The organism is Nostocoides sp. F2B08 (assembly GCF_009184895.1).
Classification (GTDB): Bacteria; Actinomycetota; Actinomycetes; order Actinomycetales; family Dermatophilaceae; genus F2B08.
In genome coordinates, this window is sequence record NZ_WESE01000001.1 from 37,265 (window position 1) to 60,603 (window position 23,339).

At 69.6% G+C, this 23,339-nt stretch carries 20 protein-coding genes; 6 read left to right on the forward strand and 14 right to left on the reverse strand.

What is annotated here, in order from left to right; translation table 11 throughout:
* Positions 1-84 precede the first annotated feature (84 nt).
* The 4 genes from GA707_RS00160 to GA707_RS00175 are packed head-to-tail and all read left to right on the forward strand — an operon-like array spanning position 85 to position 3,524.
* Positions 85-1,023, forward strand: a complete 939-nt coding sequence (locus GA707_RS00160; protein ID WP_193315096.1) for a BTAD domain-containing putative transcriptional regulator — start codon at positions 85-87, stop codon at positions 1,021-1,023.
* Between the two features lies 1 nt (position 1,024).
* Complete coding sequence (locus GA707_RS00165; protein WP_152176417.1) at positions 1,025-1,666, forward strand: response regulator transcription factor; 642 nt, start codon at positions 1,025-1,027, stop codon at positions 1,664-1,666.
* Positions 1,659-2,990: a sensor histidine kinase gene (locus GA707_RS00170; protein ID WP_193315097.1), complete on the forward strand. Its 1,332-nt coding sequence runs from the start codon at positions 1,659-1,661 to the stop codon at positions 2,988-2,990. Before GA707_RS00165 ends, GA707_RS00170 begins: the two co-directional genes overlap by 8 nt.
* Positions 2,991-3,050: 60 nt before the next feature.
* Positions 3,051-3,524 carry a response regulator transcription factor gene (locus GA707_RS00175; RefSeq protein ID WP_193315098.1) on the forward strand — a complete coding sequence of 158 codons (474 nt, stop codon included), beginning with the start codon at positions 3,051-3,053 and terminating at the stop codon, positions 3,522-3,524.
* Positions 3,525-3,620: 96 nt separating this feature from the next.
* Here the strand turns inward: GA707_RS00175 and GA707_RS00180 are convergent, their stop codons facing one another.
* The 7 genes from GA707_RS00180 to rimP form a co-directional block, all read right to left on the reverse strand.
* Positions 3,621-5,810 carry a hypothetical protein gene (locus GA707_RS00180; RefSeq protein ID WP_152176420.1) on the reverse strand — a complete coding sequence of 730 codons (2,190 nt, stop codon included), beginning with the start codon at positions 5,808-5,810 and terminating at the stop codon, positions 3,621-3,623.
* 91 nt (positions 5,811-5,901) lie between these two features.
* Positions 5,902-6,390, reverse strand: a complete 489-nt coding sequence (lepB, locus tag GA707_RS00185) for a signal peptidase I (RefSeq protein WP_152176421.1) — start codon at positions 6,388-6,390, stop codon at positions 5,902-5,904.
* 37 nt (positions 6,391-6,427) lie between these two features.
* On the reverse strand, positions 6,428-8,065 hold the full coding sequence (locus GA707_RS00190) for a multicopper oxidase family protein (RefSeq protein WP_152176422.1): 1,638 nt from the start codon (positions 8,063-8,065) through the stop codon (positions 6,428-6,430).
* A 193-nt stretch (positions 8,066-8,258) separates the two neighbouring features.
* Positions 8,259-11,063, reverse strand: a complete 2,805-nt coding sequence (infB, locus tag GA707_RS00195) for a translation initiation factor IF-2 (protein WP_152176423.1) — start codon at positions 11,061-11,063, stop codon at positions 8,259-8,261.
* A 205-nt stretch (positions 11,064-11,268) separates the two neighbouring features.
* Complete coding sequence (locus GA707_RS00200) at positions 11,269-11,583, reverse strand: YlxR family protein (protein WP_152176424.1); 315 nt, start codon at positions 11,581-11,583, stop codon at positions 11,269-11,271.
* A gap of 85 nt (positions 11,584-11,668) precedes the next feature.
* Positions 11,669-12,730 (reverse strand): transcription termination factor NusA, encoded by a 1,062-nt coding sequence (nusA, locus tag GA707_RS00205; protein WP_152176425.1) that lies wholly within the window; start codon positions 12,728-12,730, stop codon positions 11,669-11,671.
* Positions 12,731-12,774: 44 nt separating this feature from the next.
* Positions 12,775-13,284: a ribosome maturation factor RimP gene (rimP, locus tag GA707_RS00210; protein WP_152176426.1), complete on the reverse strand. Its 510-nt coding sequence runs from the start codon at positions 13,282-13,284 to the stop codon at positions 12,775-12,777.
* 210 nt (positions 13,285-13,494) lie between these two features.
* Here rimP and GA707_RS00215 point away from each other — a divergent pair, with 210 nt between their 5' ends.
* Together GA707_RS00215 and GA707_RS00220 are read left to right on the forward strand one after the other, a co-directional pair.
* Positions 13,495-14,556, forward strand: a complete 1,062-nt coding sequence (locus GA707_RS00215) for a DUF4439 domain-containing protein (RefSeq protein WP_193315099.1) — start codon at positions 13,495-13,497, stop codon at positions 14,554-14,556.
* Positions 14,557-14,621: 65 nt separating this feature from the next.
* The gene (locus tag GA707_RS00220; RefSeq protein ID WP_152176428.1) at positions 14,622-15,470 is read left to right on the forward strand and encodes an aminoglycoside phosphotransferase family protein; all 849 of its coding nucleotides are present in this window, start codon (positions 14,622-14,624) and stop codon (positions 15,468-15,470) included.
* 106 nt (positions 15,471-15,576) lie between these two features.
* Here the strand turns inward: GA707_RS00220 and GA707_RS00225 are convergent, their stop codons facing one another.
* From GA707_RS00225 to GA707_RS00255, 7 genes are all read right to left on the reverse strand, one after another.
* Positions 15,577-17,148 carry an inorganic phosphate transporter gene (locus GA707_RS00225; protein WP_152176994.1) on the reverse strand — a complete coding sequence of 524 codons (1,572 nt, stop codon included), beginning with the start codon at positions 17,146-17,148 and terminating at the stop codon, positions 15,577-15,579.
* Between the two features lie 228 nt (positions 17,149-17,376).
* The gene (locus GA707_RS00230; RefSeq protein ID WP_370459956.1) at positions 17,377-18,156 is read right to left on the reverse strand and encodes a TSUP family transporter; all 780 of its coding nucleotides are present in this window, start codon (positions 18,154-18,156) and stop codon (positions 17,377-17,379) included.
* Positions 18,149-18,919 (reverse strand): HAD family hydrolase, encoded by a 771-nt coding sequence (locus GA707_RS00235; RefSeq protein ID WP_152176429.1) that lies wholly within the window; start codon positions 18,917-18,919, stop codon positions 18,149-18,151. The genes GA707_RS00230 and GA707_RS00235 overlap by 8 nt, the downstream gene beginning before the upstream one ends.
* Positions 18,916-20,679 carry a proline--tRNA ligase gene (locus GA707_RS00240; RefSeq protein ID WP_370459983.1) on the reverse strand — a complete coding sequence of 588 codons (1,764 nt, stop codon included), beginning with the start codon at positions 20,677-20,679 and terminating at the stop codon, positions 18,916-18,918. Before GA707_RS00240 ends, GA707_RS00235 begins: the two co-directional genes overlap by 4 nt.
* A gap of 83 nt (positions 20,680-20,762) precedes the next feature.
* Complete coding sequence (locus tag GA707_RS00245) at positions 20,763-21,512, reverse strand: sulfite exporter TauE/SafE family protein (protein WP_193315100.1); 750 nt, start codon at positions 21,510-21,512, stop codon at positions 20,763-20,765.
* Between the two features lie 25 nt (positions 21,513-21,537).
* Entirely contained in the window at positions 21,538-22,422 is an 885-nt protein-coding gene (locus GA707_RS00250) for a GNAT family N-acetyltransferase (RefSeq protein ID WP_152176431.1), read from the reverse strand.
* A 37-nt stretch (positions 22,423-22,459) separates the two neighbouring features.
* Positions 22,460-23,320: a GNAT family N-acetyltransferase gene (locus tag GA707_RS00255; RefSeq protein WP_152176432.1), complete on the reverse strand. Its 861-nt coding sequence runs from the start codon at positions 23,318-23,320 to the stop codon at positions 22,460-22,462.
* Between the last annotated feature and the right edge of the window lie 19 nt (positions 23,321-23,339).

Below are 23,339 nucleotides of genomic sequence, written 5' to 3' on the forward strand. Positions count from 1 at the left end.
TACCTGATCATTACCCTCGAAACTGCAACCGCTCGGGGCGCAACCACTGGTGAACCCCGGTCGTCCTGGTCAGAGGGAGACACGATGCCTCGACGGATACGGGTACACCTCTTCGGCCCGACGAGAGTGACCCACCGCGACACGCCCGGTTCGACCACCCGCGTCCTCGGTAAGCAGGGTCGGATCCTCGCGATGCTGGCCCTGCGGCCGGGTCACCCCGTCTCCAAGGACCGACTGGCGGACGCGGTCTGGGACGGTCACCCGCCTCCGTCCTACCGCCAGGCGCTGGACAGTGACGTCTGCGTCCTGCGGCGACGCACAGGACTCGGGCCGGGTAGGTCCTCGGCCCTGGCCACCACCCCCGCCGGATACGTCCTCGACCCCGAGCGCGTCTGGGTGGACCACACCGAGGTCATCGAGCTCTTGGAGCGGGCCCGCGTCGGGCGCTCCGATGAGGCCGTCGTGGCCGCGCGGGCTGCCCTCGACCTCGCCTCGAGCGAGCTCCTCGAGGACGAGCCGTACGCCGAGTGGGCGCAGGAAGCACGCGACGCCTGTCGGAGCACCGAGATGGAGATCTGTCTGCTCGGGTCCCGAGCCGGGATCGTGAGCGGCGACACGGGGTTCGCCGTACGGTGCGGTGAGCGGGCCTTCGCCCGTGCGCCGGCCTCCGAGCAGGCAGCCGTCCAGCTCATGCGGGCACTGTGGTGGGCAGGCCGACGAGGCGAGGCGATCCGGGTGTTCCTGGCCCTGAAGAACACGTTGGTCGACGAGCTGGGCGAACAGCCCGGCGCGGAGGCGCAGCGCCTCTACCTGACGATTCTGCGGGACGGGGAGCCGATCCCGGCGCCTTCCCCTGACGGACTGGACCACCTCCGTCTGAGCCTCGAGCTCCTACGGGGCGCCCTCGAACAGACTCCAGGCGTGCGCACACCCGCACACGACGCCGACCTGGCCGCCGCCGCTGCTGCCGTGCTTGCCGAGCGCGGACGTCAGCGACCGACGACTCGGGCCGCCGCTTCGTGACATGTCGCACGTCGAGCGGGTGCTCATCGTCGACGATCACAAGATCTTCGTCCATCTGCTCGGCACGGCCCTCGCCGGCGAGGCGGATCTCGAGCCAGTCGGTGTGGCCCACGACACGACGAGAGCCCTGGAGATGGTCCGGAGCCTGCACCCGGACGTCGTCGTGATGGATGTGCGTCTCGGCGACGGCGACGGGGTCGCTCTGGCGCGCGAGCTCACCGAGGAGCTCCCGGACCTGCGGGTGATCGTGCTCACCGGCTTCGCCGACGCGGCCCTCGTGCGCCGGGCCGCCCACTCGGGTGCCTGCGCACTCCTCGCCAAGGACGGCGACTTCGCGCTCCTCCTGGAGGCGTTGCGCACCGCCCGTCGCGGCTCCTTCTTCATCGGAGCGGGCGTCCCCGACGCCGCGGAGCGCGGTGACGAGAGGCTCGTGCGGGCGGGCCTCCCGGCGGACGGCGGCATCCTGCTCCGCCTCCTCGCAGCCGGCTTCACGCCCGACGACATCGGGCGCGAGCTCACGCTCAGCAGATCCGAGACGCAGCGTCGGATCAGTGATCTGGTCGCCTCACTCGGCGTCGATGGACCGGCCGACGTCGTCGCCGAGGCGGTCCGACGAGGTCTGTTCAGGATCGGTGATGGCTGACCGGGCGGCGGCTCGGGAGGCTCCGGCACCGGTCAGGACCCCTACTCCGCAGCCGTCCGGGGTGCGGGCCGCGATGGTTCGTTTCACCCTGCTGAGTCTTTTGGGGCTTGCGCTCGTCACCCTGGTGACCATCCCCCTAGCGGCGTGGATCGCGCGGTCGATCGCGCTGCTCGATGCCGAAGACCGCACGAGGGTGTTCACGCGGACGGTGGCGGCACCGCTGCTGACCGAGGCGACTCGAGAAGCACCGATCGGATCACCGCTCGAGCTGGCCATGGAGAACCGCCTCGACGACGGCACCGTAGTGCACGTCGTGATCTGGGACCGCGACGGTCGCGTGGTGTGGTCCGACGATCGCTCCCTGATCGGCTCGACCTACCCACTCGATGCTGAGGTCGAGGACCTGTTCGAGTCGATGGGATCACGCTCGGAGTACTCCTTGGCGATGCACGCCGGAGGAGCTGATGGCGTGCCGGTCCTCGAGGTGTACGCCGCCGCTCGGGACGCGGACGGTGTGCCATTCGTCCTGGAGTGGTACTGGCCCACGTCGCGCCTCGAGGCCGCTCAGCACGAGACCCTCGTTCGCATCCTGCCGCTGACCATCGGTTCCCTCATCCTCCTGCATATCCTCGTGCTGCCTCTCACCCTCGACACCGCACGGCGGGTCGACGCGGAGCGGGCCCGGCTGGCCCAGCACGCCACAGCGGTGCAGATCATGGAACGGCGCCGCCTCAGTGAAGACCTGCACGACGGAGTCGTCCAGGACCTCTCCGGCATCGGGTACGTGCTGCCCACCGTGTCGCGGGAGCTGCCACCGGGCTCGACGGGGCGCGGTCTGCTGGAGCGGGTGGCCCAGGTGATGCAACAGGATGTCCGGTCCATCAGAGGGATGATCGCCGACATCAAGCCACCCACCTTCGCGGGTGCGGGGTTCCTCGAGGCGTTGGACGCCCTCGCCGACCGTACGCGAGCCCAAGGGGTTGCTGCCGATGTCGCCATCCGGGGCGACGTCGACGCTCTCTCACCCGGGGCGCGGGCGCTGGCCTACCGGATCGCCAGAGAGGGACTGCGCAACACGGTGCGACACTCCCAGGCATCCCGCGCCCTCGTGGACCTCGACGTCGATGCGGACGCGGTCACGGTCAGGGTGCGCGATGACGGCGTCGGCCCTGCCGCGACCGCCGATGTCGACCCGGACCGGGACCACTTCGGTCTCCAGCTCCTCGGTGAGGCGCTGCGCGAGGCGGGAGGGCAACTCGAGTTGCGGGCGGCCGAGGGAGGCGGTGCGGAGCTCGTCGCGAGCTTCCGTCCCGACCGGGCCTGAATCCCGCACGCAGATCGTCGGCACAAGGCCGACGCAAGATTGCCGTCCTACGGTGATGCCGTGTCAGATCCGCTCCGCCCAGGACCGTTCCCTGATGACCGCCTCCCCGAGGAGTCCTCGGAGGCCGCCCGGTCGGGGATCCGGGTCGTCATCGTCGACGACCACGACCTGATCCGCACCGCGCTGCGAGCCCTGCTCAGCTGCGAGTCGGACATCGAGGTGTGTGGGGATGCGGCAGAGGGAGACACTGGAGCGACGCTCGTCCTCGACCTGCGACCCGACGTGGTGCTCATGGACCTGACCATGCCCGGTGTCGGGGGGCTCGAGGCGACCCGGCGGATCGTCATGGACTGGCCCAGCGCGAAGGTCGTCGTGCTCACCGCGTTCGCCGAGCCCCGCCTGGTGCGCGATGCCCTGACCGCTGGGGCGCGAGGTTATCTCCTCAAGGACGCAGACCCCTCCGCCGTCGTCGAGGCGGTGCGGGAGGCAGCCCGAGGTGGTCGCCCGATGACCACCGGCATCGGCGAGCACTAGGCCAGCCAGCCCCCGTCCGCGCACCGCAAAGGGCCGTGGTCCCGAAGGACCACGGCCCCCATGGTGCCCGGCTCGTGTCTGGCAGGTTCGGAGCGATCAGCGCCGGTCGAACGCGACGCCGTCCAGACGCCCGCCGCGAGTTGACTCGACAATGATCTGGGTGTTCGCACCGGGGTTCACACCGCCGCTCTTGACCCGGACCTGCCAGTCACCGGTGGTGGCCGGCGCGACCGGTGCCGCGACGACGCCCTCACCGATGAGTGCGCCCTTGCTTCCGTCGGCGGTGCGCACGTAGGCCTTGACGGTGTTCGTCGTGGTCACCGTGGCCGTTCCGCTGATGCGCCATTCAGACTTGCTGGCACGGTACTGAGCCAGGTCGACGGTCAGCACGTCGACGGTCTGGGTGATGCTCACCTCGGCGGGTGCGGACGTCTGGCCGTCCGCCGACGTCACGACCAGCTGGAACGTGACCGGGGCCGAACTCGCGGGCATCGCGAACTGGAAGGACGGGGCAGTGGGGTCGACGGTCACGGAGGTCCCAGAGGTCTGCGTCCAGGTGTACGTCGCCGCGCCGATGCTGTCTGTTCCGGATACCGAGACCTGCTGGCCGATGTAGGCCTCCGCCCGGTTCGCGGTCGCGACGGCGACAGGAGCGGCCGGTGGAGGCGGTGGGGTGGCCTCGGTGACGACGGCGATGGTGAACGGCGCGGTCGTGCTGCTTCCTCCCGAACCCGTCGCGGTGAGGGTGAACGTCAACGTCGTCGCCTCGCTCGGGGCGGTGAACGACACCTCGGTCGCGGTGGTGCTCGACAGCGAGACCGTCGGACCGCCCGTCTGCTCCCACAGGAGAGTCTCGGCGTTCAGTGACGCGCTCGTCAGGGTGACCTGGTCCCCGACGAGCACCTCGACGGGTCCGCTGATCATCGCCAGGGTCGGAGCCGGCTGTGCGGCCGACCCTCCCGAGACGATGACGGGTGCACTGTCGCTGCCACCGCCGCTGGAGGTGACGGTGACCGAGGCGGGTGCGGCCGTCGTCGCGACCGTGGCCGTGCCGCCGGCCAGCACGACCGCAGCGCCCGAGGTGTCGGCGAGGCCCTCGAGGGTCAGCGTCGGCGGGTCGACCTCGTCGCTCGACGTCGCGGTCACGGTCAGCTCGTCGGTCCCCGTGTCATAGCTCGCAGAGGTGATGACGACGCGGTCGGTCACATCGACGGTCCTCGTCGCGACCGGGACGTCGGTCTCGTTGGTGAACGTCACCGAGCCCGGGACGGTGGTGGACAGCGGCAGCCGACCGAAGTAGCGGCCGCCGTCTGCGTCGAGGGTGGTCTTGACCAGGCCGGTCCCCTCGACGCTGATCGACTCGTTCGAATCGGACGTGGCGAAGACGTCGAGGTATCGACCTGACGTCGTCTCGACGAGGTACGCACCGGCGGGGTTGACGCCGGAGTTCGTCGAGACCTTGCCCATCAGGGTGAACTGGTCGGTCGTGGCAACTGTGGTGCGGGTGCCGTCGTCGGCAACCTGGTCGATCCGGAAGAAGTTCGTGTCGTGAGGGCTTCCGGTGACGGTCGTGGGCACGGCCGGGTCACCGACGTACGCGTTGCCGTTCGGCAACGTGATCAGCCCCTCGGCGCGGACCAGGAACGGGTTGATCCGGGACCGGAGGGCGAGGCCGAAGTTGCCCGGGGCCGGAGTGATGTCCTCCACGTAGCGGAAGTCGTCGGCCTCGGCCGCGGTGACCGTGAAGGTGTCGACGCCGTACGGATGCACGACCTCGTAGGTGCCGGCACCGGGGAAGTCGATGTCGAAGCGGAGGCGGCCGAAGACGACCTGGTCGCCGTCCACCGTCGCCCCGTTGGCCATCGTGGCCTCGAGACCGCCCACCAGCACGGCCTTGCCGCCCCCGGGCATGTCGAGCTCGGCGCCGGCCAGGTAGTAGAACGACTCGAGCGGCCAGTTGTCGGGGAAGCTGATCGGTCCGTCAGGGTTCGGCATCTCACCCCGGAGGAAGGCCGGGTCGCAGTACGGGTCCTCGAGGTCGAGGCACTGCTCGAGACGCAGGCCTTCGGAGTCCTCGTACCACGTGGGGTACCCGTGCTCGCCGCTGATCGGCCCGACGGCTGCGAGGTTGGTGGGGTTCCCGACGGTGACCTCAGCGATCGCCACTGCGGCAGTCGCGACGATCAGGCCTGCCGCGGCGATCGCGGATGTCAGGCGTCGAGATGCGGCTCGCCCGGATCCCCGAGGGGACGGCCGGTGCCGGCTCTTGAGAGTTGTCGACGACATGGTGTGCTCCTTCATCAGTCGTTCGGTGCGGTGACCTGGTGTGGTCGTTCGGTCCTGGTGTGGCGGGGGATGGGCGGTGCGGTGGTTCGGGTCATCCGAGAACGATCACCCGCCCCCGCACGCGGTCCTGGCTCACCGGCCCGAAGGACCGGGAGTCGATGGAGTCGAATCGGTTGTCCCCGAGCACGAACACATGCCCGGGCGGAACGTCGACAGGACCGAAGAACACCCCGTCGAGGGTCACGGAGTCGACGTAGTCCTCCCGGACCGGCTCCCCGTTGACATGGAGGACCGCGTCGAGGATCTCGATCCGGTCTCCCCCGACGCCCACGACCCGCTTGACGGTCGGGCCGTCGTCGAGCTCGAGGAGGACCAGGTCCTGAGCGTCGATCTCGACCCAGTACCGGCTGATTCGCTCGACGAGGATCGTCGAGCCGGTCGGCAGCGTCGGCGACATCGAGTCGGAGACGACGGTGAAGGGCGTCAGCAGCCACGTGCGGATGACGATGATCGTCAGGACCACCACGGCGGTGGCGACCAGCCACCGCGACCCGGGCGAGACGAGGCCGGAGGTCCGCATCGCAGGTATCTCAGAGATGGACACGACGACACCGGGCTCAGTCGTCCGCAGGGTAGGTGTCGAGGACCGGCGGGGCCGCCGTCAACGGGTCGTGCGGATCGGGTTGGCCCGGTGTGAGACCGACGGAGAACTGGCCCATCATGTCGTGGTCCTCGTGCGGCAGGTTGTGGCAATGCACCATGTACTTGCCGCTCTGCCTTTCGAAACGCATGAGGACCCGGACCTTCTCGTCCGGCCCGACATAGGCCACGTCCTTGGGGCCTCGCTCGTAGGCGAAGGGGGCCTTGCCGTTGCGGCTGACGATCTGGAAGTCGACGAGATGTATGTGCAGCGGGTGGAACCATCCGCCCGAGCTCGTGTGCAGGTCCCACATCTCGACGGCGTCCAGTGCCGGATCGGCGAGCACCTTCGTGTAGCCGCTCGCGATGACGTCGTTCCACGTCGTCTCGTTGATGTTCCAGACGTTCGTCAGATCGTCCCGCTTGAGGCGGAGCGTCCGGGTCTTCGACGACAGCGCCGGCACCAACGACATGACGTCGCTCGAGGCGAGCGTCTGCGGGATGGTCCGCCACGTCGGGTCGGAGGTGTCGACCGGTGCGTCAACGACGTCGAAGGCCATGATCTCGCCCGTGTAGTCGAAGTCGACGTTCTTGGGGTTGCTCGCGTTGCGCAGTCGCACCCGGGTGCCGGGAGCGTACGTGCTGAAGTCGACGAGGAACTCGTAGCGTTCGGCCGGCGCATGACGCCAGGTCTTCACCGACTGGGACGCCGGCATCAGACCCCCGTCCGTGGCGACCATGTGGACCGGGTCTCCTGTGCTCAGGTAGGGCCGGTAGGACCGGGAGATCGAGGCGTTGAGCAGGCGGAAGCGGTAGACGCGCCGCTTGACCTGCATGACGGGCCAAGGCTTCCCGTTGACGAGGACGATGTCCCCCCACAGACCGGAGTGGTCCTTGTCGTCGAACCGGACCCGCCCGTCCGACTCGAACATCACGTCGCTCAAGGTCAGGGGGACGTCGAACTCTCCTTGCGGGAGCAGCGCCCGCTCCGCTTCGTCGTGGATGTGGTACTGCGCGGCCAGGCCGGAGTAGACGTTGGTCCCCGTGATGTGCGTCGCGTGGTCGTGGTACCAGATCGATCGGGCCGGTTGGTCGTTCTCGTACACGTACTCCTTGCAGTACCCCGGGAACGTCAGATCGTCCGCATACCCGTCGAACTCGGGTGCCGAGGCGTGCCCGTGCAGGTGGGTGGACAGGGGCAGTCCGTGCTCAGCGTGATGTCCGGCGGGCGGCACGATGCCGGTGATCTGGTTCCGTACCCGAAGGATGACCTTCGTGCCTCTCTCCACGGAGATCGTCGGACCGGGAACCTGCCCGTTGTAGCCGATGATCGGCGTGGTGAGCGTCGGCAGGATCGCGGCTGTCCCGGTCCGTGCCGTGACGCTGTACCGCTCGACCGGGACGCCGTCATCGTCGGTGTAGACGTCGAACGGCGCCAGCCGGGGCAGCGGCTGGAACTGCGTACGGTACGGCTTGGGCATGTTGCGGTCCGACAGGTTGCTGGCCGACTTGGTCAGAACCGTGTTGCCCAACGGTTGGGTCAGCCCACCCCACCCCATGAGTCCGAGGGCTCCGAGTCCACCGGCGGTCAGGACGCCGCGTCGCGTGATCTGCATGACGAGTGCTCTTTCGTGCGGTCCGATCTCTCTCGCCGCCCGACGTCCGCGAAGGGGCGTCGGTCGACGGAGTCACCTTGCGCCTTCGTCCTTGCGTCAATCTTGCGCGCCGTTCACCCGTCCTCCGAACAGACGGGAGGCCGGTGTCGTCAGTGGACGACACCGGCCTCCCGGAGTGTGGCGTTGAGAGCGATCAGCTCCTCGGCTTCTCCCGCATCTCGTAGGTCGAGATGAGGTCACCGAGCTGAAGGTCGTTGTACGACCCCAGGTTGATCCCGCACTCGAAGCCCTCCCGGACCTCGGTGACGTCGTCCTTGAACCGTCGCAGACCGGCGATCTCGACGTTCTCGGCGACGACGACCCCGTTGCGGGTGATGCGGGCCTTCGAGCCGCGCTTGATCTCACCGCTGCGCACGATCGACCCGGCGATGTTGCCGAACTTGCTCGACCGGAAGATCTCGCGGATCTCGGCGGTGCCGAGCTCGACCTCCTCGAACTCCGGCTTGAGCATGCCCTTGAGAGCCGCCTCGATCTCCTCGATCGCCTGGTAGATGACCGAGTAGTAGCGGATCTCGACACCCTCACGCTCGGCGTAGTCGGCGTTCTGCCCCTCCGCGCGCACGTTGAAGCCGATGATGATCGCATCGGAGGCCATCGCGAGGTTGATGTTGTTCATCGTGATGGCGCCGACTCCGCGGTCGATGATCCGCAGGTCGACCTCGTCGCCCACGTCGATCTGCAGCAACGCGTCCTCAAGCGCCTCGACCGAACCGGACACATCGCCCTTGAGGATGAGGTTGAGCGTATCGACCTTGCCCTGCGCGAGAGCCTCGTTGAGGTCCTCGAGCGAGATGCGCTTGCGAGACTTCGCCAGCGAGGCCTGCCGGTCCGCGGCCTCCCGCTTCTCGGCGATCTGTCGCGCCGTTCGGTCGTCCGGCGCCACGACGAAGGTGTCGCCGGCCCGGGGGACGGAGGACAGGCCGAGCACCTGGACGGGTCGGGAGGGCGTGGCCTCGGCGACCTGATGACCGTGCTCGTCGAGCATGGCTCGGACGCGTCCGTGGGCGCTTCCGGTCACGATCGCGTCTCCGACCTTGAGCGTGCCGCTCTGGATGAGGACGGTCGCGGTCGCGCCTCGCCCCTTGTCCAGGTTCGCCTCGATGGCGATACCCCGGGCGTCCCGCTCGGGGTTGGCCCGCAGGTCCAGCGCCGCATCCGCAGTGAGGAGAACCGCCTCGAGCAGCTCCTCGATGTTCTGGCCCTGCTTGGCCGAGACGTCGACGAACATCGTCTCGCCGCCGTACTCCTCGGCGACGAGGTTGTACTCGGTGAGCTGCTGGCGGATCTTGGCCGGGTTCGCGCCCTCGACGTCGATCTTGTTCACCGCGACCACGACCGGGACGTCGGCCGCCTGGGCGTGGTTGAGCGCCTCGATCGTCTGCGGCATGACGCCGTCGTCGGCGGCGACGACGAGGATCGCGATGTCGGTCACCTTGGCGCCACGGGCACGCATGGCGGTGAACGCCTCGTGACCCGGGGTGTCGATGAAGGTGATCGCGCGGTCCTGACCCTCGTGCTCCTTGTGGATCTGGTAGGCACCGATGTGCTGCGTGATGCCACCGGCCTCGCCCTCGACGACCTTGGCGTTGCGGATCGCGTCGAGGAGACGGGTCTTTCCGTGGTCGACGTGACCCATGACGGTGACGACCGGTGGCCGAGCCTCGAGGTTCTCCTCCTCCTCGGCGTCGACCCCGATCTCGAGGTCGATGTTGAAGGAGTCGAACAGCTCGCGCTCCTCCTCCTCGGGAGAGACGACCTGGACCTCGTAGCCGAGCTCGGCACCGAGCAGCTTGAAGGTGTCCTCGTCGAGGCTCTGCGTCGCGGTCGCCATCTCACCGAGGTGGATGAGGACGGTGACCAGGGCTGCCGGGTCGGCGTTGATCTTGTCGGCGAAGTCCATGAGGGAAGAACCCCGACGGACACGCACCACGGTCGAGCCGTCGCCGCGCGGGACGGTGACGCCGCCGATCGACGGAGCCTGCATCTGCTCGAACTCCTGGCGCTTGGCGCGCTTCGACTTGCGACCGCGGACCGGCCGACCGCCCCCGCGGCCGAAGGCACCCTGAGTGCCACCGCGACCACCGGGACCACCGGGTCGTCCGCCGAAGCCGCCGCGCGGACCTCCACCGCCGGGGCCACCCCCACCGGGTCGGCCGCGCCCACCGGCGGGACGCTCACCAGGACGTGGGACGGCGGCCCGGTCGGGCATCATGCCCGGGTTGGGCCGCGGACCACCGGGTCGCGGAGCGGCCGGACGCGACCCTGGGGCTCCTCGACCGGCGGGTGGGCGGGGCATGCCCTGCTGGGGGGCGAAGGGGTTGTTGCCGGGGCGCGGCGGGCCGTCCGGGCGGCCCTGGCGCATGCCCTGGCTCGGCGCGAACGGGTTGTTGCCCGGCCGCGGTGCGCCCGGACGGGCACCCGGACGCGGGGCCTGTCCTCCGGGTCGACCACCCTCGCGGGCAGCCGGGGCCTCGGGCCGGGACGCCGGCCGAGGGCCCGGTGTCGGCGCTGCGGGGCCGGGAGCCGGAGCAGCCGGGGCGGGCGCCGACGGCGCCGGAGTGGTCGGGGCGGGTGCGGTCGGGGCCGGTGCCGCGGCCGCAGGAGCCGGCGTCTGCTTGGCGGGGCCCGGGGTGGGCGCAGCAGGTGCCGGCGACTGATCGGGTGCGGGTGCCGTCCCGGTGGCCGGGGCCTGGGGCGCCGGAGCGGCCGGGGCCTGCGGCGCCGGGTCCGACTTGGTCGCCGGGGCGGCCTTCGTGGCCGGCTTCGCGGCGGCTGCGGCCTCCGGCGGGAACTTCTCCTTGTATCGGCGGACGACGGGCGCTTCGACCGTCGAGCTCGCGGTCTTGACGTACTCGCCCATGCCATTGAGGCGTTCGAGGAGGACCTTGCTGGTCACTCCGACCTCTTTGGCCAGTGCGCTCACACGGACTTTGGACACGTTTCTCCTTCTCGGTGGTCCAAACCCGCGGTGGGCGCGAGAGTGGACCGGGTCAGTGCTGGGGGGTGCTCATCGCTGAGTACTCATCGGGGGCTCATCAGCGTCAAACCCGCTTCCGGTTCTTCTGTGCCCGGCGTCCGGTCGGACGTCGGGCTGGTTGAGTGGACTAATCCCGTGCGTCGCTTTCCCGCCCGCCAGGTGGCGGTCAGGAGCGCAGACGATCGAGGTATGCGGTGAGCGGGGAGAGATCGACAGGTGCCCCGACTCGCAGGGCACGGGCGAAGGCTCGACGCCGAACCGCCTGCTCGATGCAGTCGGGATCGGGGTGTAGCCAGGCGCCACGACCTCCGAGCCGACGACGCACGTCGGGGACGATCCGGGGGGGGCCCGCTTCGTCCTCGCGTACCGTCACGCGCAGGAGAACCGACCGGCTATCCGTCCGCCGGCAGCCCACACACGTGCGAACTGCCACGTGGGAGGAGCTGCGACGCCGGAGTCCAGTCCGGTCGATCTCGTCCATTCTAGCGTCCTTCGGCGATCGGCCCGCATCGGTCCACCCCCGGGTGTGCCACAGAGGGCGGGACGGGGGACGGGTCTCCCGCGCCTCAGGCCGGGGCCACGGGTGCAGCGGGCCCGCCGCCCGGCTCGGTGTCGGGCCGGATGTCGATCCGCCATCCGGTGAGCTTGGCGGCGAGGCGGGCGTTCTGTCCCTCCTTGCCGATGGCGAGCGAGAGCTGGTAGTCGGGGACGACGACTCGGGCGGCCCGCAGCTTGGGGTCGACGACGTCGACGGACTCGACCCGAGACGGGGACAGCGCGGCTGCGATGAACACGGTCGGGTCGGTGGAGTAGTCGACGATGTCGATCTTCTCGCCCTTCAGCTCCGTCATGACGGCTCTGACCCGCGACCCCATGGGCCCGATACACGCACCCTTCGCGTTGACGCCCGGAACGGTCGAGTGCACCGCGATCTTGGTCCGGTGACCGGCCTCGCGGGCCAGGGCCGCGATCTCGACGGTCCCGTCGGCGATCTCGGGAACCTCGAGGGCGAAGAGCTTCTTGACGAGGTTCGGGTGGGTTCGCGACAACGTGATCTGTGGCCCTTTCAGACCGCGGCGGACGCTGACGACGTAGCACCGGAGCCGCTCGCCGTGGACGTACTGCTCCCCGGGGACCTGCTCGGCGAGCGGCAGAATCCCCTCGACGGTTCCGAAGTCGACGGTGACGTGCCGCGGGTCGGGGCTCTGCTGGATGATGCCGGCGACGATGTCGCCTTCCTTGCCGCGGAAGTCGCCGAGGATGGCCTCGTCCTCCAGCTCGCGCATGCGCTGGACGATGACCTGACGTGCCGTCGACGCCGCGATCCGTCCGAAGCCGCTCAGCTGGTGCTCGAACTCCGGACCGAGTTCGCGGCGCACGCGCGTCCGCGGGGTCTGGTCCTCGTCGTCATCGGGTGCCGGGACCTCCTCGGTCACCTCGTAGGCCTCACGTGCCCAGATCGTCAGCCGCCCGGTCTTGCGGTCGAGCTCGGCGCGTGCGTTGGGGTAGTGGTCCTCGGTGTGCAGATACGCCTGCAGCACGGCGTTCTCGATGGCCGGCACGAGGATGTCGAGCGAGACGTCGCGCTCGCGTTCGAGCGCTCGCAGTGCCTGCAGGTCGATGTCCATGGCTCTCTTCTCTCGTCGTCCGGTGTCGGTGGGTGTCGGTGCTCTCAGGCGTCGCTCTCCGCGCGCGAGAACTCCACGTCGATGCGGGCTCCGGCGATATCCGCATACGCGATGGTCTCGGTCCGTGCGGGCTCGCGCTTGGTCGCGGCGATCGAGATCGTCACGTCGTCGGGCCCGGCCGCGAGGATGCGACCACGCGTGTCCGGAGCGTCCGCACGGGAGATGATGACCAGGCGGCCGATCCCCCGCTGGTAGTGCCGCGGTCGGGTCAGGGGGCGACCCACGCCGGATGAGGTCACCTCGAGTGTGTAGGGCTGCTCGCCGAGGATGTCCGTGTCGTCGAGCGCGGCACTCACGACACGGGTCGCCTCCGCGACCTCGTCGAGTGACATCGGGTCCGTGGGTTCGCTCTGCGACACGGTCTCGTCGGTGGCTCGGTCCACGGCGATCCGGACCACCCTGCGTCGCCCGGCAGGAGTCACCTTGACCTCATCGACCACCAGCGGGGCCAGAGCGGGCTCGATGAGGGAGCGGATGCGGTCTACGACGCTCACGGGAGGTCAGTCCTTCTGCAGTTGTCGGTGTGGACGTGTCTATTGGGGCGTGCCTGTGGACGGTGGCGCGGTCCGCGCGCCGGCGTCCGGCGGGCCCGCCGTTGCCGGCAGGGCCCGTTGGGACAACTGTAGGCCAGGTGCCGATGCCGGGGTCGGTCCGTGACACGGTGGCGGCCTCGGACCGCGGGGACGCCGCGATAGGTTCGTCGTATGCGTCGGTCGGCCTCCCCTGTCGTGCCGGGGCGTCCGGGGCGAAGATCGGTGGTGCTGGGTGTCGCCGGCCTGCTCACCGGCTCACTCGCGGGCTGCTCCGTCCGGCTGGAGGACGACGCGCCGGCGATTCCGCTCGTGCCGACCCGCGAGTCGGTGCCCGCAGAGAACGCGTTGCTCTGGCTCCTCGCCGACAGTCGACGGCTGTCACTGTCCACCCGATCCGCCGTCTACCAGGAACAGGTGGCCGTACTGCGCAGTGCACTCCATCGGGCAGGGATCCCGATCGAGACCCTCGATGGGGCGATCGCCGGTGCGGGCGGCTCGACCTCCGCCACAGAGACCCCAGCCGCACAACCGTCCGCTACCCGGCCTTCGGCCGCCCAGACCTCAGCCACACAGACCTCGGCCACACAGACCTCAGCCACACAGACCTCGGCCACACTCACCTCAGCGTCGCCGAGCGCGTCGGCGCCGCCGGCGTCGCCCGGCGCTGCCCTGGACCGGATCGAGGAGCTCCGTCGATGCGGTCCGGGGGTCTTCCCCGTGGTCATGAGCCTGCTGGCCCAGCGCTGGGCCGCGGTCACGATCGCCGGGGAGCCGCTCCCGGAGCCCATGCTCGAGGAGGGGTCCGGCCGGATCTGGCGCTATCCCGCCCTGGCCCGGGAGTTCGCGGTGCTCACCCAACCAGCGGTCTACGCCCTCGAGGTCGTCTCCGCCCAGTCGCGCGACGACTCCCGGGAGGTCGCCATCGAGGCACTGTCGACCCTGCGTCTCCTCGCCCGTGAACAGGACGTCCGCGCAGCGGGAACGACGCCGCCGCCGGATCTCGGCTACGCCCTCCCCTTCAGGGTCGACTCCGAGGAGTCGGCTGCAGCGCTCGCCCGACACGTGCTGGCCACTCTCCTGTCGGGCTACGGCGCGCTGCTGTCGACCGTCACCGGCTCGGCGCAGGAGGACGCGGCGCGCGATGTCGTGACCTGGATCGGATCGGTCAGCTGGCTCGGCCAGGCGTGGGGACTCGCTCCGCAGGCCTTCCCGGGCACCGGGCCCGGCGCGTGAGTCACGTGCAACCGGGGCGGTACCCGCCGGCGGCTCCCTACGTGCCGGAGGGCTGGCTCGTTCGCATGTCCCGCCGTCCGGCAGAGGGTGGCCCGTCCGGTGCCGAGTGGGCCCTGCGCGTCAGACGGCTCATCGTCGAGTGTCTGGACCAGTGGGATCTCATGGTGACCGGACCGGCCTCGACCGGATGGACGGCGGTGGTCCTTCCGGTCACCCGCAACGGTCGACCGGCTGTGCTCAAGGTCGGGTGGCCTCATGTCGAGTCGGCGGCCGAGCACACCGCACTCCAGCTCTGGGGTGGCCGGGGCGCGGCACGGCTCCTCGCAGCCGACCCCGGTCGCGGCGCGCTGCTGCTGGAGAGTCTCGACGCGGGCCGCACGCTTGCCGGACTGGATGCGTTCACAGCCTGCGACATCGCGGGTGACCTGCTTCGCCGTCTCCACGTGCCCGCCCCGCCCACGATCCCCAGCCTCGCCGACTACCTCCGCCCGCATCTCGACCGACTCGACGACCCATCGGTGCCACGCCGATTCGCAGCACGGACCCGGGCTCTCGGAGACGAGCTGCTGGACGAGCGAGACCACGTCGTCCTGCACACCGACCTGCACTACGAGAACGTTCTCGCCGGCTCGCGGGAGCCGTGGCTGGCGATCGATCCGAAGCCGTTCGCCGGGCACCCGGGCTTCGAGTTCCAGCCGCTCCTGCGCAATCGGGTGGCCGAGCTCGGGACCGGCGCAGGACTTCGCTGGAGCGTACGGCACCGGCTCGAACGCGCCGCGGAGGCGGCCGTGGTGGACCGTGAGGAGGCGCGCCTCTGGACTCTGCTGCACACGGGCCTGCAGATCCTCTGGGCACGCGACGACCCCGACCAGGCATCCGTGCACGTCGCCCTTTTCAAAGCACTCGAGGACTGACCAGACCGGGACGACACCGGACGACCTCCGCTCCGGTCGTCAGGACGGCGCCACCACCAGATGCGCCGCGTCGACCCGCCGCGAGCACGAGCACCCTCCTGCGGCCTCAGGCCGTCATCAAAGCCTGCAAGGCGAAGAAGAACAGAGCCGACAGCAGCGCCGATGCCGGCACCGTGATGACCCACGCCGAGAAGATCTTCATCAGGTGCGAGCGCTTGACGAGCTGCCGTTTGAGCGCTTTCTTGAGCTGACGCTGCTGGGCGGCCGTGATGACCGCCGCAGAACCCATCTCATCCAGTCGCGCGAGCATGAGCCGCTTGTCCTCGACCGAAGCGACCCGGAAGGTGCCCATGACCCGCTGGACCTCGGCGAAGTGCTCGTCGCCACGGTGACTGTGGATGACGTTCTCGATCACGCGGCCCATCCGCTGCTCGAGGAACTCGCGCAGGAATCCGACTCCGAAGATCCCACCCAGGGCGACGTGCGTCGAGCTGACCGGCAGACCCAGCTGGCTCGCCACGATGACCGTCAGCCCCGCCGCGAGCGCGACGCAGAAGGCCCGTGACCGGTCCAGCTCGGTGATCTCGGTCCCGACGGTGCGTATGAGCTTGGGGCCGAACAGCGCGAGACCGAGCGAGATCCCGAGCGCGCCGATCACGAGGACCCACAACGGGATCACGGCCTCCGACCCACCGGTCCCTCCGACGAGCACCTCGACGATGCCGGCCAGGGGTCCGACGGCGTTGGCGACGTCGTTGGCACCATGGGCGAACGACAGCAGGGCCGCGGCGAAGATCAGCGGGAGCGTGAACAGCTGGTTCACGCCGTCCCGATCCGCCGTCAGGCGGGGCGCCCGGCGGGCGATCCTCGGACGGGTGGTCGAGAACACGACGACGCCCATGACCAGCCCGAGGAGCATGGCGGTCGGCGTCCTGATGGTGATGACGTTCTGCACACCCTTCAGGGCGATGTACGTCGTGAACGTCCACGCCATGAACCCGAGGAGGTAGGGCACGAACCGAACCGCCGCGGCCACCGGATCGTCCTGCCACAGGACGAGTCGCTTCAGCGCGTAGAGCGTCCCGGCGGCTATCAGTCCGCCGGCGAGCGGCGAGATCACCCAGCTCGAGACGATCGCGCCCATCGCGGGCCAGTTGACGATGGCCCAGCCGGACGACGCCATCCCGGCCCCCATGACCCCTCCCACGATCGAGTGCGTGGTCGAGACCGGGGCGCCGACCCACGTGGCGAGGTTGAGCCAGATGGCGGCACCGAGGAGTGCGCCCATCATGACCCACACGAACACCTGCGGGTCGCCGATGTCCTCGGGGTCGATGATGCCGTTCTTGACCGTGCTCACCACCTCGCCGCCGGCGATGATGGCGCCCGCCGCCTCGAAGACCGCGGCGATGACGATCGCCATGGGCAGCGTCAACGCGAACGAACCGACCGCCGGACCGACATTGTTGGCGACGTCGTTCGCGCCGATGTTCATCGCCATGTAGGCGCCGATCACGGCCGCCGCCACGAGGAGGTACACCTGGTCGATGTATCCGAACTGGGTGCCGGTGAAGATCATCACGGCGACCGCGAAGATGAGGGCTGTGCCGATGCGGGCCACCTCGGCCCGGCTGATCCCGGCTGCGCGCTCGACCTTGCGGAAGTCCTTGAGCTTCATCACGTCGTCTTCCTGGCGCGCGACCGGGGGCGAGCCGTCGATGCGGTGAACTGTCGGATGTCGGGCCTGCCGGGCGACAGCGTCGCCCCCCGTGACCGGGAAGACGTGCCGTGGACGGTGGCTGAAGGGGTGTGACGAGGGACGAGACCGGCACGGAGCCGGTCTCGACATCGACGGTACCCTCCCGGATCGTCGAGCGGCAACGTTGCGTTCACCCTCTGTACACGTTCACCAGATTCCCAGCAGATCCCCGCCGATCCGCACGATGAAGGCGAGGATGACGAGCATGAACACGACGCGCACGAAGGTACTTCCGCGAGCAACGGCGGTGCGCGCCCCGACGTACCCTCCGACGATGTTCATCGCCGCCATGAGCAGGCCCACCCGCCACATGACGTGGCCGCCGGGGATGAACACGACGAGGGCTCCGAGGTTGGTGGCGAAGTTGGTGATCTTGGCCTTGGCGCTCGCCTCGAGGAACGCGTAGCCGAGCAGCCCCACGAGCGCGAAGACGAGGAACGACCCCGTGCCGGGGCCGAGCGCGCCGTCGTACACGCCGATGAGAAGGCCCACGGCCATCGCGGTGGCGCCGTGGCGGACGCCGGTGTAGCGCAGCGCCGTGACCGTCCCGAGGGAGGGCTTGAAGAGCGTGTACGTCCCGACGACGACGAGCATGACGAGGATGATCGGGTTGAAGGCGGACTTCGGGATGTTCAGACCGATCAGGGCTCCCCCGATCGCACCGACGAAGGCGACCGCAGCCATCGGCAGGGCGGTGCGCAGGTCCGGCCGGATGCGTCTCCAGTAGGTGATCGAACTCGTGGCGGTCCCGAAGATCGAGGAGATCTTGTTCGTGGCGAGCAGCTGCGCCGGCGATGCTCCCGGGAACCCCAGCACGAGCGCCGGCAGCTGGATCAGCCCTCCGCCACCGACGACGGCATCCACCCAGCCCGCGGCGAAGCCGGCCACGGCCATGACGAGGAGCAGCCCGAGGTCGACGTCACTCACTGCGTCGCCAGCGCTCGATCACACCCGCGATCTCACTGAGCTCGTGGACCACCGCGTCCGGCTCCGCGTCCACCTCGACCCGTTGGTCGGCTGGCAGGCGGGTGTGCGGGATCCAGATGGCCCGCATCCCGATCTGCTGGGGACCGTGGACGTCCTCGAACAGGCGGTCACCGACGTAGACCGACCGCTCCGGCGGCACCCCGAGCGCTGCGCATACGGCGTGGAACGCCTCCGGGTGCGGCTTGACCACGTGGATCTCGCTGGAGTACACGTCGGCGTCGATCAGATCGAGGACTCCGTCACGACGGAAGAGGTCGCGGTGGTATGCGCTGCTCCAGATCGTGTTCGACAGCACGCCGATCCGTAGTCCGGCTGACCGCAGGCTCTCCCACAGTGGTCTGACCTGCGGATCCGTGTGGGTGTGGGGCTCCCAGAAACGTCGGTACGCGGCGAGTGCGAGAAGGTGCCGATCGTGCTCGGGGTCGACACCGGCCATCGCGAGCACGTCGTCCAGGTGTGCGCTTGAGTGCTCCTGACGGCCGCGCCTCCAGGTGTCGGTCTCGGCCTCGAGGATTCGCTCGGCCAGGCGGTGCGCGGCCTCCAGGTCGGCCTCGGAGACTCGCGGGGAGTCGACCGCGACGCCGTGGATCTCCCGGGCGAAGACCCGCCACTGCTCGCCGATGTCCACCTCGTGCCAGGGCGTGAGGGTGCCGCCCCAGTCGAAGATGACCGCCTCGACCGACGCTCGGCGCGCAGATCTCACCCGTGCCCGATCTCGGCCCGGATCTCGGCCACGGCGGTGCCGGTCGGAACGGACCGGCGCTCACCGCTGCGGCGGTCCTTGATCTCGACCTCGCCGTCGGCCAGTCCGCGACCGACGACGACGATCGTCGGGATGCCGATGAGCTCGGCGTCCTTGAACTTGACGCCCGGGCTGACCCCGGTCCGGTCGTCGAGCAGCACCGAGACGCCCGAGCCCTCGAGGGCCCTGGTCAGCTCCTCGGCGAAGGTGAAGACCGCCTGGTCCTTTCCGGTGGCGACGATATGGACGTCCGCCGGCGACAGCGCTCGCGGCCAGACCAGGCCGTGCTCGTCGTGGTTGCCCTCGGCGACGCAGGCCACCGCCCGGGACACACCCACGCCGTACGAGCCCATGATCACGGTGCGCAGCCGCCCCGTCTCGTCGAGCACCTTCAGATCCAGCGCTTCGGCGTACTTGCGGCCGAGCTGGAAGATGTGACCCATCTCGATCCCACGGGCGCTCTCCAGCGGCGCACCGCAGGACGGGCACGGGTCGCCGTCGCGGACCTCGGCCGCCTCGATCGTGCCATCGGCCGTGAAGTCGCGGCCGGCGACCAGGTCGAAGACGTGCCGGCCAGCCTCGTCGGCACCGGTGACCCACGCGGTTCCGTCCACGACCCGGGGGTCGAGCAGGTACCGGATCCCGCTCTGGTGTGTCGTCCCGAGCACCCCGGGCCCGATGTAGCCCTTGGCCAGCTCGGGATGGGCTGCGAAGTCTTCCTCCCCGAACGGGGAGACGGTCGCGGGGTCGACCTGTGCCGCCAGCCGCTTCTCGTCCACCTCGCGGTCGCCGGGCAGCCCGATGGCCAGCGGCTCACGGGTGCCGTCGGGGTGGGTGAGCATGACGACGACGTTCTTCAGCGTGTCGGCCGCTGACCACGCCCGTCCGTCCGGCCGAGGGTGGTCGGCATTCGCCGCCGCGACGAGGGTCTCGATCGTCGGGGTGTCGGGGGTGTCCTCGACATGAGCGGCGGGCAGTCCGTCGAAGGGCACGCTGTCGGGAACCGGGACCCGGACCGCCTCGACGTTGGCGGCATATCCGCACGACGTGCACCGGACGTAGGTGTCCTCGCCGTTGTCCGCGGTGGCGAGGAACTCCTCACTCTTGCTGCCGCCCATGGCGCCTGCCATGGCCTCGACGATGACGTAGTGGAACCCCAGACGGTCGAAGATGCGGATGTAGGCGTCGCGGTGCAGCTGGTAGCTCTTGTCCAGCCCGGCCTCGTCGATGTCGAAGGAGTACGAGTCCTTCATGACGAACTCGCGGCCGCGGAGCAGCCCGGCCCGCGGGCGGGCCTCATCCCGGTACTTCGTCTGGATCTGGTAGATCGCGAGCGGCAGGTCCTTGTAGGAGCTGAACACGTCCTTCACCGCGAGGGTGAACAGCTCTTCGTGGGTCGGGCCGAGGAGGTAGTCCGCGCCCTTGCGGTCCTTGAGCCGGAAGATGTTGTCGCCGTACTCCGTCCAGCGGCCGGAGGCCTCGAACGGCTCCTTCGGGAGCAGCGCGGGGAACAGCAGCTCCTGTGAGCCGATCGCGTCCATCTCCTCCCGGACGATGTCCTCGACACGGCGGAACACCTTCAGCCCGAGAGGGAGCCACGTGTAGATGCCGGGGCTGACCCTGCGGATGTACCCCGCGCGGACCAGTAGGCGGTGGCTGGGGACCTCTGCGTCGGCGGGATCCTCCCGGAGGGTACGGAGGAACAGCGTCGACATGCGCATGGCCACGAGGGGAGTCTCCTGGAAGTGGAGGGCGGGTGAACCCGGCAAGGATACCGACACCTCACCTGGAGGGCGTCCCCTGATCAGCTGGCCAGACCGGTCTGGGCGAGGACGAACACCGCCATACCCAACACGAAGACGCCGAAGCCGCGACGCAACCGGTCAGGGTCGATCGTGCCCGCGAGGCGTCCGCCGATGACACTGCCGAGCAGGGCGAGAGCCGTGACCGCCAGCGCGAGCCTCCAGTCGATCTGCACGGCGGAGAGGTACCCGGCCAGGGCGGCGAAGGACTTCATGGCGATGACGAGGAGACTGGTTCCGACGGCGACCGCCATGGGCAGCCCACCGAGAAGGACGAGGGCCGGGACGACGAGAAACCCTCCGCCCGCCCCGACGATGCCCGTCACGAGGCCGACGACGACACCCTCGAGCAGCACCAGGGCGACGTGATGCTCCCCCTCCTCACGAGCCGCCATGTCGCGGCGGCCACGGATCATGGCGATGGAGGTCGCCAGCATCATCAGCGCGAAGCCGACGAGCAGGACGGTATCGGGAACCAGGGGACCCAGGCGGCCCCCGATATAGGCGCCGACCATGGCCGTCGCACCGAAGACGAGTCCGGTTCGCCATCGGACACGGCCGGCTCGGGCGTGTGTCACGAGGGCACCGATCGAGGTGATACCGACCACGACGAGCGACGTCGCTATCGCTTCCTTCGTCTCCAGACCGGCGACGTAGATAAGCAGCGGCACGGTGAGGATCGACCCTCCCCCACCGAAGAGCCCGAGTGTGACGCCGACGAGGACCGCGAGAGCGAGGGTCAGCAGGAACACGCCCACAGCATACCCCATGGGGTATTTAGGCGTCCTCGGGGACCACGCCCGTCCGGTCCTCGTAGCGGGCCCTCGTGCCGTAGGCCTCGAACCCGAGCCGCTCGTACAGAGCGCGAGAGGGATTGTCCACGGCGACGTTGAGCCAGACCTTCTCGGTGCCGGAGGCCTTCAGGGCGGTGAGCGTCCGGACCACGAGGTGGGCACCGATCCGGTGGCCACGCCACGTGGGCACAACGCCCACCTGCTCGATCCAGTCCCCCGACACCGTGATGAAGCCGATCGGCGCTCCCCCGCGGCTGTAGGCCACCCGGGAGTCGTCGGGGCGGAACTCGGGATCGCTGGAGAGCCAGGCGAGCCAGTCCTCCTCGGTGGGGTCGGGAAAGCCCGGCCGGTCACCGAAGGACTCGCGGTAGGCGATGTAGAAGTCATGGGCGCGTTCGTCCGTGAACGGCTCGGTCGTCACCCCCTCGGGCAGGGGGATCCGCGAGATGTGCGAGAGGTCGTGGTGCATCACCGTCTCGGCGAAGGTGCGCGTCAGCCCGCTCGCCGCGAACAGTGTCTCGGCCTCCGGCGACATCGTCTCGGCGATCACCTTGATCGGGACGCCGAGGGCCTGCTCGCGCGCCCAGGCGACCAGTGCCTCGCCGTGACCCTGACGGCGGACCGACGGGTGCACCAGACCGCTGGCGATCCGATGACCGACCTCGTCGTAGCTCAAGGACGCGACGGCCACCAGCTCGCCGAGGTCGTCACGGCCGGCGATCGTGTCGTCGCCGTAGAAGTACCGGTCGATGAAGGCGTCGTCGACCAGATGCGGGAGTCCCCCGTCGTGGTCGAGGCACGCCTGGGCGAGGGCGCGCACAGCGGGACGGTCCTCGGGGGTGAGCGCGGACCACTGAAGCACCGACATGGCCCAAGCCTACGGTGGCGGGAAGGGCGTTTCGGACCTACAGGAGCACGGTCATGAACTCGCCGGCCTCGACGAATCCGACACGCCGGTATGCCGCGCGTGCGGCCGTGTTGAAGTCGTTGACGTAGAGGGTGACGAGTTGACCGACATCACACATGATCTGTTCCACAGCGGCCGCGATCAGCGGCACCGCGTAGCCGCGACCGCGGAGGTCGGGGGCGAGCCAGACTCCCTGAACCTGGACGCACCCGAGCGCCGCGCTGCCGATGTCGGTCTTGAAGATCACCCGCTCGGATCCGTCCGGGGCCGTGTCGGTCGCGATGTAGGTGTGGCCGCGACGGATCATCGCGGCGATCGAACCGAGGTAGGCCCGGGACGACCCGGTGTACGGCGGGTACCCGATCTCGTGCGTGAACATGTGCTCCGCCGCAGGCAGGACCAGGTCGGCCTCCTCGACCCGCGCCCGACGGACCCGGGGATCGAGCGGCACGCCGAGAGTGGACGGCGGTGTCGACGTGACGCACAACGGCTGGCTGCCCCGGATCTCGCGCGCATCGCCCCACAGGGGTTCGACGAGCGACCACATCGGCTCGACCTGGTCCCGCGGCCCGAGGATGCTCGCGCAACGGCGACGACCGCGCCGGAGCCGGTCGACGAACTCCCCGCGACTGAGGGACGTCGTCTCGACCGGCACCACGTTGGCGTTGGCCCACAGGAGGGAGTCGAGCTCGCGCCCCGATCGGTGGGCGAGGAGGGACTGCGGCTGGGTCTCGAGGACCCCCTCGAGGATGCGTGAGGCGACGAAGACGTTGCTGGCGATGTCGCGCGCGCACACCTCCAGCGCCGCCTCACGATCGGCGGGCTGGAGCGGTCTGATCGCTGACCGGGTGCGCAGCACGATGTCAGGCTAGCCCCAT